Here is a 12,389-nt window from a genome sequence, read left to right as displayed (position 1 = left end):
ATGATAATGTATTTTAAATTATCACCAAAAGTTAAAAAATCTCCTTATAAATGATATACTTAAATATAAGAAAGTAAGAATTAGAGATTGTCTATATTTTACGTAGTTAAGGACCAATTGCTGATGGGATTGGGCTCGTACGTAAGTAATCCAGTAAAACGGTAATAACTTCTTTTAGGCATTGATTTTATTGATGTTGAAAGAAGTATAATAAAGATTTAGGGGGCCTTAATAGGCTCCTTTTTTTATTGTATGGTATACTCCCATAGAGGTGATTCTATGATTTTATATGAAAAACTAAAAAACAAGTATGGGGATAACCTGAAGGAAAAGCTTAGTGAAAGGCTTTATCATAAGATGGCAGCTAAGAAGAGTTTTTATCTTCATAATATAGTTAAGTGTGGAGTAGATCTGGATGAGCTGGGATATACCTTTGAAGATTACCTGGAGGACTTCAGACACCAGGCAGATAAATATGCTGAGAAAAGAACACTTTTTAACATATTAAAAAAGGGATATGCTCCAGGAGGTTATAGCAGTTCTACCTTTCAAGAGTATCTAAGAAAAGGGTTTAACTCTAATTCTCAGATAGTAAGGGGAGAGGATAGAGAAGAGATCCTCGATGTCCTGGACATAGATTGTGACTTGGCGAGGTATAACCTGAGATGTGAAGTCTATAGGAGGCATATAGAACTATATGGAGCTAAGGAAGACCTAGAGAGGTTTCAAGAGGATTTCAGCATTAAACAATCTATATTATGGGAGAAGAGGAAAGAAGAGTGGCATTTAGCGTTTGATGGATTATTGGCTGACTATATAAAAAACTCAAGGTAATGTGACCTTGAGTTTTTTATAAATAATCTGAAATTAATTCTTCTAGGTTGTCTTTAATGATGGTAAATCCAATGCTTTCATTAATCTGACTTGAAGCTTTAATAGGGATAAATTTTATATCCTCTTCAAAAGGACAATTATTTCTTTTAATAGTTTGCTTTTGAAGTGGATAAGGAACAAGCACTTTACTTACTACACTTCTTTTAATTCTCTGGTTTAAAGGTTTATAGCAAATATTTAAGTAATTTTTCATTTGTTCAAAATTCTTTGTGGAATAGCTATTTTGATAAATGTTGTTTCCTCTACAACATTTTACTTCGCTTATAACAGAGTTAATCAAATTATTTTCATGATCGAAAAATCCAATTAATATGTCTGGTCTTCTATTTTTACTTAAGCTAGAGTCAAAACCTTCTTTATCCATTTCTTTAATTTCTTCGATTTCTTTGTCATAGAATAGAATAGCTTTAATATTATCTTTTGTAAAAATTATTTCAGTTTCTGACTCAAGTCCTTTCAAAGAAAAATCTTCCTTATTGCTGGAAATCCATCCAGATTCCCATTTAAACCCTAAATCTAAAAGTGCTTGAATAAATAGTATTACTGAAAAGTATTCAAAAAGTAGCCATGTAGGTTTTGAATTAAAGAAATTAAAGTTCTTAGAGGAGTTTTCTTTAAATTGGCCAATACTTTCGATAAAATTATATAACCATCCATACTTCTTATTTTTAATAATTTTAATTGGATTTTTAATAGGGCTTCTTTTGTTTGAAACCTCATTAAAAAATTCACTGTATAAAAAAGATGTAATGATTTGATTTTGAAGAAATATTTTTTCTTTATATGGCTCTAATTTTTTTATTAGTTTACTATTTTTATTCATCTCACTTTCTAGATATTTGATTTTATTTTGAAGATTATTTAAACTTTGCTTACTGACTTGATATTTTTTTGAGATTCTATCATATTCTGATTTTTTGGATTTGATTTCTTTGTTATGACTTTCATTTGATTTTTTGAGATACAAAATTTCATTATTTAGTTTACTAATATGCTTACTAAAAATGTTATTGAGTTTGTCTAGGGCCTGAAAAAGCCACTTATTTTCAGGAATGTCGAGAGTATAATTTATTTTTTTTTCTAAATGAATATATTCTCCATCTTTAGTTTCAAAACCTGTAATTCCTTTTTTTTGATAGAACCGATGTGTTTTATAGTCAGGATTTTTAGAAAAACGACATTTTTGATGTTGTTTAATCAACTCATTTAACGGATTTTTTTTAATTGCATTGAGATTAAATACTAGTTCGTTATAATGCTCTGATAAATAATGATATAATTCAAATTCAGAAGAATATCCTTCTTCACAAGAAGAATTGAGTCTTTTGCTGCTTAAAAGATTTTTTGTGATATTAGGTAATAAGTCTTCTAAGGAATCTTTGATGACTTTTAAATGCTCGAATTCTAATGAGTCAGAAGTAACAGAAAAGTTGTAATCATAAAATTTACCGTTAAAATAATATTTTAAAATATATTTTGCTGGAACTAATGACGTAACAGAACCATCATTAATTAAATGTCTATTGATAAAAACTTCTTCTCCTCCTCTAACTATAGTACCTTCTTCCTTATCAAATGTTTCAACTAATATATATGAATCACTAAAAGGTGTTTCAAAAGTTAGGCATGCATCACCATATTCAGAAATAGAAAAAACCTCTTCTCCTTCGCTTAAAGTGTTTAGTAGAATTTCTTTATTAATTTTATTATTTTTTATATAGATCTTAGCTTGTGTATCCATATAAAGTTAGCTCCTTAGATTTTCTTTTAAGTTCATTCAAAGTGTGTTCAAATGAACTTATAGATTGAACCTTAGTATCAGAAAATAAATTTTTTAAAAGGCCTTCAGAAATTTCATCGTTTTCAAATTCATAACTTCCTATTAAGTCTCCAAACTGGTTAACGGTTCCTTTAAGTTTAGAAATAATTCTTTGTTTAATTTGAAGATCAATAGCTTCTTGGTTAGTAATTACAGGATTACCATTATTATTTTTTGGAATGTTATTAAGGTATATTCCAATTCTTTCTAAAACTCTAAATGAAACTCCTTTTTGATAATCATATTTTGTAATAAGGTTGTGTAGAGCGTCCAAAAATTCTAAATCAGAGCCTTTAAATGATTCATAAGGATTAGATAAATCTATCCAAGAATTATATTCTTCAGAAGTTGTGCAAATGTTCTTTTTATAATTTTCCTTTTTAATTGAGAAATCTTCTTCTCTAAGACTCTTTAAATCAGCAAAAGAATTTTTGATTAATGTGATAGTGTTAGCTCTATCTAATAATCTGTCTGAAATATCTCTTGTAGTTTCATCTATATTCATAGTACCTATGAATCTTATGTTAGAACCAATCTTAATTTTAGAGGGGTATAAAAAATCATTAATACACTTAATTTGATCACTATATAGCCTTAGATAACGATTCTCCTCTTTTTCTTCGAGTAAAGAAATGAAAGGGGCAAACCAATGCTCGACTTGTGATAGGTTCATTTCATCGAAAATAACTAGATGTATTTTTTCAGGATTTCTACTAGCTTTAATTAAAATATCAGTTAACCCTGTTTCTGATGGAATATATATTCCTGTTGAGGTATTCATATAACCTAAAACATCACTAGGCTCAGTAAAATTTGGACTAACTGGTAAAAAAAGTAAGTTTTCATTTGTTTCTGATAAATCAAGCATTTTAGCATATGCCCTTGCAAGCTTAGATTTACCTGTTCCAGTCATTCCGGTTAAGATTGTAAGGAGGTTAGTTTTTAGGCAAATATGAAAATTGTATAAGTCTTTTGAGTTATAAGAGAGACCTTCACTCTCAGTATAAATTTTAAAAGCATTTAAAAAATCATATTCTTTTAAATCATCTTCTTGAATAAAAGCTTTAGGAACATGAATTTCTTCTTCTTGACCGATAATATCTTGAGAACTATATTCTTCTTCTTCAAGTTGATCCATAAGCATACAAAGGTATTCATCATCTATGAACCAAAGGTTTTCACTAACTTTAATGGAGGTTTTAATAAATTCTTTAATTTTAAATTTTTTCCATTTGTCTTTGCCTTTTAAAAGCCTTCTACTCAAGCTGTTATTTTCTTTACTTTCCCAAAGGTCAATTTTGAAATTTGTATAAATATAATCATTACAAATTATATGTTCTGGCCCAGGAGTATCTACTAGAAGGTCTACAAAATCAATATAGTCGCCAGAATCTAACTTATCCTCGAACACTTTATTAGAATAACTGAGTTGAGGGACTCTTTCAAAGTAAGGTGAAGAAGATAACTCTTTAGGTAGATCTTCAATACCTATAATTTCTATATTTTTATAAATTCGGTATTCTTTAGTTTCAGTATTGAAATTTTGAATGTTTTCTTTTAACTTGACTCGCGGTTTAAAAATAATCAGCTTTCCTTCAAGTTTTTTTCTGATGAGCTCAATTTTATCTTCAAAAGAGGAATAAGTATAAGTCATCCCTAATCCAAGAGCTTTTCTGTTATTTATACTATCTTGACCAATATAGTATTCTTTTGTATTTAAAGAATTATTTAAACCGTTCATAATTTTAGGTTCTTGGCATACAGGTTTTATGTAAAAATGAATATTGTCATAATCCCCTTTTTGAGGTAAATAGATTGGTTCTCCTTCAAGAGTGTAGTTTTTGAAATATTCATCCTCCTTGGATGCAAGAATTCCAATCATGTAGTTATTTTTTGTCTCTTCAGCCTTTCTCTTTTCTTCAAATGATAGACGTACTGCCATAACTCCTCCTATAGTATTATTTTGATAGTAATGCGTAATTGGTCAGGTTCTATTTATATTTTTTTACTTCTATGTCTTCTCCAACTTTGAATTAAGATTCCATGACATTTAAAGTCAGAAAATTCATCCTTTAAAACAATAATGTCCTTATATGTCTCTCTATCTGGATTATCACTGATAAGGGTAACAAATCTATCAGTGAATTTGACTCTTTTGATGTATTCTTCACCTTCATAAGTAAGAACACAAATTTCACCATTAAGGTTTATGTCTTGGCATTGAGGATCGATAATTGCAAGGTCTCCATCAAGTAAAGTGGGATACATTGAATCCCCACTAACTTCTACACCAAAGGCATTTTCAGGAATATTTTGATCAGGAAAGAGAGTAAGTCTTTCATATCTAAGGATATTGCCTAAATTGATCTTACCAGAGCCGGCAGATGCCTGTCCATAGACAGGAAGATTAATAACACTTACTTCTTCAAGATCTAATTTTGAATTGATATTTGAAGGGGTGGTGTTATTTTTAGATTTAAGAATAAGTTTCTTTATATGATCAGGAAGTTCATCAAATATAAGAAGCTCGAGAGCTTCTTCTTTTTTTTCTTGTGTAAATGACAAACCTTCCATTATTTTTTCAATAGTTTCCCTTTTTTGGGTAGTACCTCTTTCGATGTCTGCAACAGCACTATGAGAAATACCAATTTTAATAGCTAGACCTCTTAATGAAAAGCCTGCTTTTTTTCTTTCTTCTTTTAAAAATTCACCAATAGTCATAAAAACCTCCCTATCTTCTATTTTACAATGTTTTGAGTACTTTTGTAATGTTTGAGGTTTACGTTTACTAAAAAAAGGTTGGTTTAAACTTGACAAAAGTAATCTGCAAATGTATATTTGTAATGTAAAGTAAAAACATTACAAAAGAAAGGGGAGAAGTTTGAATTTTTTTAAAAGAATAGAGTTAGAGATGCAAAAGCAAAATCTTAGTCAGAGTGAATTGGCTAAAAAACTAGATTGTTCAAGAAGTACTGTGAGTTTTAACTTGAAGATGTGGAGAGGAGGAAGAATCCCTAAATTGGCAACATTAAAAAGATGGTGTTTAGCTTTAGGTATCGATTATAAAAAAATTATATCAGAATTGTAACGGTTGGATTTTACAATACAAAAAAAGGGAGGGAAGAATGATTGTAAATTCAGGAATCAGTAGAAAAAAGCAAAAAGCCCTGGCTAAGGAGTTAATGAAGCTAGTAAAAGGTGAGGTAGTTGAGAAGTAGAGGAGCCATATATGTCAGAGAGTCCACAGAGAAGCAGGACTGGAAGGCTCAGCTGGAGCAATGCAAGGCCTATTGTAAAAATCAGGATATCGAGATTTATAAGATCTATAAGGATATTGCCAGCGGCTCCAATAATAACCGGAAGGAGTTTCTGAGGCTCCAGGAAGACATGGAGGATGAGAAGTTTAACAAGGTTGTTGTGTGGGAGCTTTCCAGGGCAACAAGGGACTTCATGGCGTATAAGGTCATGATAATGAGAATGACAGATTTGGGAGTAGAGCTGCATTCTATCCAGGAGGGGATATTAACAGAAGGAGATATAGACGTAGAGTTTAGTAACGATATAAGAGCCTTAATAAACTCCCATGAGAGGAAAAGGACAGCTAAGAGGGTTAAGTCCAGGATGGAGCATATAGCGAGGTCGGGAAGGTGGACCGGGGGAGCACCTCCCTATGGATACAAACTGGAAAAGAAGATGTTAGTTGTAGATGAGGAAGAGGCAGCTAAGGTAAAGGAGATCTTCAACTTATATCTTAGAGGGGAGGGGATAGCAGAACTCACAAGAAGGTTTGGCTTTGTAGATGTAAAGAAGATCCGGAGGATGCTCAGGAATGAGGTCTACATAGGAAAGCTTAAGTTCAGACAGCAGGAGGTAAAAGGCGGAGGACTGACGGTAAATGAGGACTATGAGGTAATAGAGGGACTGCATGAGGGAATTGTAGAGGAGGATCTCTTCTATGGTGTCCAGGAGCTATTAGGAAAGAAGACAAGAAGGAAGAACCCTAAAGGGACTTACCTATTCCATAATATCCGTTGTTATTGTGGTAGTCCTATCTATGGGAAAAAGGATAAAAAAAGTAAAAAGGGTCCCTATTATAGCTGTTTAAACCAGTGCGGCAATGGAATACTCTACCAAAAAGACCTTCTGGAAGATGTCCTGGAGGAGCTCAAGGAGAGCATAGAGAGGTTTAGCTGCCTGGAAGAGGTGGAGATAAATACCCAGTCACAAAAAAGGATGTATCAAAGAGAGATCAGGAACCTGGAGAATCAGGAGGGAAAGCTTTTAGAAAAATACCTGGAAGGAAAGGTTCCAGATAGGCTTTATGATAATCAGATGGAAAGGTACAGCAATAGAAGGGAGGAGATAAAGAAGGAGCTGCTAAGACTTGGGAGGCTAGAAGGTAACCAGAAGGCCAGAGAGGGGAACAGGAAGATCCTCCTTGAGTACCTGGAGCAAATAGACAGCACTAAGGAGATGGTGACCTTAGAAAAGGTCTTAGGGCTGATCATAGAGGAGATAGAGTTTATAAATCACTTTAGATTTATTTTGAAGGTAAACTTCCTAGACTGAAAGCCCCTTGGGGGAGAGGTAAGGGGCTTGAGGTTTTTAGTAAGTATTTTGGACTAAAGTATTTGCTTGAAACTTATATAGAGGAGGGATGTCATGGGAAGAACTGAAGGAGCGCTCTCTAAGATGCTTGAAAGGAGCATGAATAACCAGTGCCGGTTTATGACCCTGGAGGAGTGTCTTAGAAATGAAGTTGTAATTGATAAGTTAGATGATGAAAGAAGGGAGAAGAGTTTTAAGAATACCAAGTGGCATAAGGATATGCGTAGGAGTTACCAGAAGAGGCTGGATGCCTTTCTGGAGGAGTTGCTAAAGAATGGTGTACCTATGGAGCTGCTAAGCGTAGGAACCCAAATAAGCAAGGATTCCAAGGAGCATGATGAGAAGTTCTTTAGTAATGTAGCTGAACTGGAAGAGAAGGAAGTCTTCTTTGAGGATCAGAGCGACAGCACTAGAGACTACATGGTGAAGTTTACCAGTAAAGCCCTTGAGTTATCCAGGATGGAAAGCTCGGAAGTTGAGAAGAAGATGATGGAGGAGAACCTCATGAAGAGGTTAGAAGGGAAATAAGACTTAAATAAAGGAGAAAGTATCTATGGAAGTTAGGCAATTTGTAGGAACAATTTTTGAAGATGGGTTTGGTATGATCCCCCAGAGAATAATGAGAGATAGAAAACTAAGTTCAAATGGAAAAGTTGTTTATTCTTACTTAGCTTCCTATGCTTGGAACACAACAAGAGTTTATCCTAAACAAAAAACTATGTCTGAAGATCTGGGGATATCTGAAGAGAAGTTAAGGAAATGTTTGAAGGAACTTTATGACTTGGGATATGTGCAGAAAGAAAAATATTTGATACCAGAGGAGGATAGAACCAGCCCAAAGCAGAGATATAGAAATGTATATATCTTAACTAATTCTTTAAAGGAGATTATAGAGATAAAAGACAAGAGAGTTGAGGAAATCTTTGAAACTACCGAAAACATTGAAGAATTTGAACCACCGTGTTTTGAGGGGGTTCAAAATGAACCCCCTCAAAGTGAGGCGCCTCAGAACAAGGGGGTTAATAATAAAAGAATTACTAGAATAAAAGAAACTATTAATAAAAAAACTACTACTAAAAACGATAAGGAGAAAGGGAAAATCCATGAAGTCGAAAATGTCGACCACTTGAATCCTTCAGATACGGCACTTGAAAAGACAGGCTTCTATGGAGTCGAAAATGTCGACTCCAAGAAAAATACTACCAGTGAAACCCAGGGAAAGAACAACTATAAAAACTATGTGAAAGAGATTCTCAAAGAATGTGGTTTTGAGAGTCTCACTAAGGGAACAGTTAAAAACATACTGGCTCTAAGTCCAACTTATGACAGGCTTAGAGAGGTTTTGGCATACGTAAAAATAAACGAGATGGGAGAGGGGGCGATAGTTAAGGCTTTAAGGGATGAGTGGGTAACCCGGGAGCCTAAAAGGAGACTTCCTAAGAAGCTCTCAAGGGAAGATAAGATAAGTCTTGCTAAGAGCAAATTAGGCATGGACAGGGTTAAGCAGATCAGGGAAGGACTGGTAGAAAAGTACAAGAGATACCAGGGAAGCCCTAGTTTTGATAGGCATATCAGTAGGGAGCTAGATGAGAAACTCTGTAAGCTCTATAGTTCCTGAGAACGCAAAGGAGGGGGCATGGACATTGAAAAATTATTAGAAGGAGAGGCAGAAAAGTACTTTGAGAGAAAGGGGATTCCCAGTAAGGCTCTTGTGGATCTAGAAGGGGAGTTTCTAGAAAGCTTAGAGGGGAATAGGTTGTTTTATTCCTATGACTCATTGAGGACCGAGGAGGAGTCAAAATCAGTTGAAGAGGCTTACTTTGAGGGGCTTAAAACAGGTTTGAAGCTGCTGAATACTATTTTTGATTTGGGGAAATTGGAGGTAGAGCAGCTAAAGGAGGTTGCCAATGGAAAGAGAGCTAGCTAAGGTCAGGAGGAATATTTATGTTTCCAGGGCTATTTCTAAGCTTCAGGAGAAAAGCCAAGAATACATAAACTTCTTAGAGATCTTTGAACATAAGTATACCCAGGAAGCAGTAAAAGCAGCCCTTAGAGAACTTTATATGTTTAACCGCGAAATTAAAGATATAAAGGGTCTAACAGCTGCCTTAATCATAAAGAACTATCACCTATAGAAGTCCGACCAAAGATACCTATAGGAGTAATTCTAAACTGAGGATATCACATATTTTAGAGAATTTATTTAATCCAGGGGGGATAAAGTTGAATTGTCCAAACTGCAATACTAAGAATACAGCATATAGCTCCAAAGCTCTCTATGGAACCTTCAGGTCCAGGTACTATAAGTGTAAAACTTGCCAGGCAGCATATACAACAAGATTTCAATCCTCAGAGACTTTGGTAAGCCTGAGGGAGGGAAAAGATGTTTAAAAAGAAGCCGGGCCAAATAAATAAGATCCTAAGCAAGAATAAAAAAGAATTACTGAGGGGGAAAAATGTAAAAAAGTGATATTGGAGGGGGGAGCATTATGAAGAACAAGAAGAAGCAGCTGGAAGGGAATATACTCTTGAATAAGTTAAACCAGCTGACTATTAGGAACAAGAGAAGCAGAGTTTTAGCACTTAAAAAGAGATTGTAGTTAAAGGAGTGATTAGATGTTTGATGTAAGTAATCCAAATGAAGATTTCAGGGAAATAAAGATTCTTATGAATGGTTTTTATGGAGAGAAGCAGCAAAGAGCAGAAGAGATAAAAAAGCTAAAGGAAGCCTTACAGATGGCCGAGTTAAAGACCGAGGAGAAATTGAGGGTAGACGATATTGAAGGGTATACCACCTCTAAAAACGAAGAGGAATTTTACAGGAGGAAAATAAAGGCTATTGATGAAATGAAACCTGTAAAGGTCGACCTCTTTAAGTTACGGGAGTTGGTAAAGGAAGAGAGAGAAAAAATAGTTACAGAGTTTGATGAAGGTAAAGATCCTCTGGAGAAAGCCTTTATGAAAGCTCTAATAGATCTTTGTGACTTCATGGAAGATAAGAGAAAGAGGCATGAAGCATTAAGAAGGCTGGTGGATTCTTTTAATATGAAAGGAGAGGTAGGAGTATCGCGAATATTCCTTAGTTATTTAAATGATGTTGAGGTATCTTATCATAACGACACAATTGATCTTCAAAAAAGAATACCCCATGGTGGAATGAGCTCTATGTGGTTTAAAAAGATGGTTTAAAATAAGGAGGCATTACTTAATGAAAAGCTTAGAACAAAGGAAAAGAGAAGCGGTGGCATTTATTGACAAAATGAGCGAAAGAAATTTGAAGAATAAAAAAGAGCATGAAAACGGGGAGCGGCTTGCCGAACTTTACAATAGAAAATACAAACTTAAAGATGAAGAGAATTTGAGAACAGTCAACCAGTAAGCTAAAAAATGTAAATTTAACTTAGAAGGGGGAGCGGAAAGGCTTACCCTTCTTTTTTTGGAGGTGCTGCTATGGTGGGAATAGATAGAATCAAAATAGGAGTTGAAAGGGAAGGAATAAGCTATGAGGGAGATCTCCTGGAGTTAAAGCACGATAGGGTTGTGCGCATAAGGACAGGGATTATATATGGTAACTTCTGGTCTAGCTTTGAGTTTAATCCCAGTAAGCTACTATATAGAACTAATATGAAAGGGATAACCAGAGGATCTGAGTTCAGGGAGGCTCTCAGAGCCCTTCAGAGGTATCTCAAATCGAAGATAGGGGTAGAGATAGACCTGAGTAAGGCTTACTTAAAAAGAATAGAGCTGAATAAAGATCTAAAGCTCTATTGTGATGGGGTGCATTTTTTTAACAGGGAGATAATGAGGGATGTTTTATTAAACACTTTTTTAAGTGGATGGGCTAAAAACCGTCATAGTTATACCTTTGATGCCCTGGGAAGAAAAGCTTCCCTGGACTACTACCATGAGAAAAAATCCCAGGGACGCCTGGGATTATCAGAATTTGATTATGAAGGGATATTTGATTTTGAGGTCCTTGGGTTCACCTATATACTCACTGCAAGATCCCCGGGAGGAAATAAAAGACTGATAATCTACAACAAAACCTATGAGGCAGCTAAAAGAAAGAAGGTCTTCCTGGAGAGGTGGAACCTAGTACGGGTTGAATTTCAGATAAAATGGCCTGTTCTCAAGGAGAGATTCGGGAAGATCTACCTGGATAAGTACCTGGAAATCTTTGAAGGGTTTAATTCAAACTACTGGAGTGAGCTTGTTAATGAAGTGGGATTGACTAAGGAGAGGTTTGAGAGGCTTAAAAAACAGAGATTCTACTTGATAAAGAACCAAATGAAGATGATAGCCAGGCAATGGCCAAGGAATAGGGTATCAAGGTTATTAGTACTTAGATGTGGCCAGGAGGGTAACTCCTTTTGGAGCAGGGAGGAGCTGCTAAAAAGTTGTGATGAGCTTGGAGGGACTAAACAAGATAAATACAAGAGGAGAAAAATAGCAAAAAAAGAAATGAAATTGTGTTCCTGGTTTGTGGAAAAGACACCTATTTTGGAGTGGTTTTTAGACTCAATTGAAGAGAAAATTGGTAGCCCTTAGCATCATAACAAAAAAATGAGGAATAAAAGAGTTCTATCCTAATATTAATAAGGCATAGGAAGTGTTATGTATTTATAAAAACACTCAAAAAAATAAAATTTCGAACTATGTAACACTATGGAGTTTGTTTAAAGCACTTTTATCCTTTTCTTATCCCTTTTTTAAGATGTTTTCAGGAGAGATCTGAATATAGAAGCAGGAGCTTTAAGAGAAAATAAAAATAAGAGAGAATTAATAAAAAGAAAGACTGGATTAAATTCTGGTCTTTTTTATTTCTCTTTAAAGAAAATCTGCTTTAGTTCAATTGAATAGTTTTAACCAGGTCAGAAGGAGAAGAAGGGGCTGGGAAGAGCAAAAGATACTGTGACCCTAGATGTAACTCATGAGGTGGCGAGGTCAGCGCAGACGTTGCACGTGTGATAAAAAAATGACTCGCCACCGCCCAGCTAGAAATTAATAAAAACTGTCCCTTATAGAGAAATTTGACAAAGATGAAACCCTGGAGGGGATCATGGAGGAA

Annotated in this window: 14 protein-coding genes; 11 read left to right on the top strand and 3 right to left on the bottom strand. The window is 34.6% G+C overall.

The genetic code is table 11. The features are described 5' to 3' along the window. Positions 1-279: 279 nt before the first annotated feature. Positions 280-834: a hypothetical protein gene (locus QMG11_RS19590; RefSeq protein ID WP_281838073.1), complete on the top strand. Its 555-nt coding sequence runs from the start codon at positions 280-282 to the stop codon at positions 832-834. 16 nt (positions 835-850) lie between these two features. Here the strand turns inward: QMG11_RS19590 and QMG11_RS19585 are convergent, their stop codons facing one another. From QMG11_RS19585 to QMG11_RS19575, 3 genes are read right to left on the bottom strand one after another with little or no spacing between them, the layout of a single operon-like run. Beyond that, positions 851-2,635, bottom strand: a complete 1,785-nt coding sequence (locus QMG11_RS19585; RefSeq protein WP_281838071.1) for a hypothetical protein — start codon at positions 2,633-2,635, stop codon at positions 851-853. Continuing rightward, a complete protein-coding gene (locus QMG11_RS19580; RefSeq protein WP_281838070.1) occupies positions 2,619-4,655 on the bottom strand; it encodes an McrB family protein in 2,037 nt (678 codons plus the stop codon). Before QMG11_RS19580 ends, QMG11_RS19585 begins: the two co-directional genes overlap by 17 nt. A 53-nt stretch (positions 4,656-4,708) precedes the next feature. Continuing rightward, entirely contained in the window at positions 4,709-5,434 is a 726-nt protein-coding gene (locus tag QMG11_RS19575; protein ID WP_281838069.1) for an XRE family transcriptional regulator, read from the bottom strand. A 160-nt stretch (positions 5,435-5,594) separates the two neighbouring features. Between QMG11_RS19575 and QMG11_RS19570 the strand changes: the two genes are divergently transcribed. The 10 genes from QMG11_RS19570 (at position 5,595) to QMG11_RS19525 (ending at position 11,869) form a co-directional block, all read left to right on the top strand. Then, a complete protein-coding gene (locus QMG11_RS19570) occupies positions 5,595-5,801 on the top strand; it encodes a helix-turn-helix domain-containing protein (protein ID WP_281838067.1) in 207 nt (68 codons plus the stop codon). A gap of 119 nt (positions 5,802-5,920) precedes the next feature. Further along, entirely contained in the window at positions 5,921-7,282 is a 1,362-nt protein-coding gene (locus tag QMG11_RS19565; protein ID WP_281838065.1) for a recombinase family protein, read from the top strand. 93 nt (positions 7,283-7,375) lie between these two features. Next, positions 7,376-7,849 carry a hypothetical protein gene (locus QMG11_RS19560; protein WP_281838064.1) on the top strand — a complete coding sequence of 158 codons (474 nt, stop codon included), beginning with the start codon at positions 7,376-7,378 and terminating at the stop codon, positions 7,847-7,849. Positions 7,850-7,874: 25 nt separating this feature from the next. Then, positions 7,875-8,939, top strand: a complete 1,065-nt coding sequence (locus QMG11_RS19555) for a helix-turn-helix domain-containing protein (RefSeq protein WP_281838062.1) — start codon at positions 7,875-7,877, stop codon at positions 8,937-8,939. 18 nt (positions 8,940-8,957) lie between these two features. Further along, complete coding sequence (locus QMG11_RS19550; RefSeq protein ID WP_281838060.1) at positions 8,958-9,248, top strand: hypothetical protein; 291 nt, start codon at positions 8,958-8,960, stop codon at positions 9,246-9,248. Next, entirely contained in the window at positions 9,229-9,456 is a 228-nt protein-coding gene (locus QMG11_RS19545) for a hypothetical protein (RefSeq protein WP_281838058.1), read from the top strand. The genes QMG11_RS19550 and QMG11_RS19545 overlap by 20 nt, the downstream gene beginning before the upstream one ends. Before the next feature lie 88 nt (positions 9,457-9,544). Further along, positions 9,545-9,712, top strand: a complete 168-nt coding sequence (locus tag QMG11_RS19540) for a hypothetical protein (protein WP_281838057.1) — start codon at positions 9,545-9,547, stop codon at positions 9,710-9,712. A 225-nt stretch (positions 9,713-9,937) separates the two neighbouring features. Further along, positions 9,938-10,510, top strand: coding sequence for a hypothetical protein (locus QMG11_RS19535; RefSeq protein WP_281838056.1), 573 nt, complete (start codon positions 9,938-9,940; stop codon positions 10,508-10,510). Positions 10,511-10,529: 19 nt separating this feature from the next. Continuing rightward, complete coding sequence (locus tag QMG11_RS19530; protein ID WP_281838054.1) at positions 10,530-10,700, top strand: hypothetical protein; 171 nt, start codon at positions 10,530-10,532, stop codon at positions 10,698-10,700. A gap of 71 nt (positions 10,701-10,771) precedes the next feature. Further along, on the top strand, positions 10,772-11,869 hold the full coding sequence (locus QMG11_RS19525) for a hypothetical protein (RefSeq protein ID WP_281838052.1): 1,098 nt from the start codon (positions 10,772-10,774) through the stop codon (positions 11,867-11,869). Positions 11,870-12,389: the final 520 nt, after the last annotated feature.

Source organism: Propionigenium maris DSM 9537 (assembly GCF_027925155.1).
Lineage (GTDB): Bacteria > Fusobacteriota > Fusobacteriia > Fusobacteriales > Fusobacteriaceae > Propionigenium > Propionigenium maris.
The sequence above is the reverse complement of the archived record's forward strand: the minus strand, read 5'-3'. Positions and strand labels throughout refer to the sequence as shown.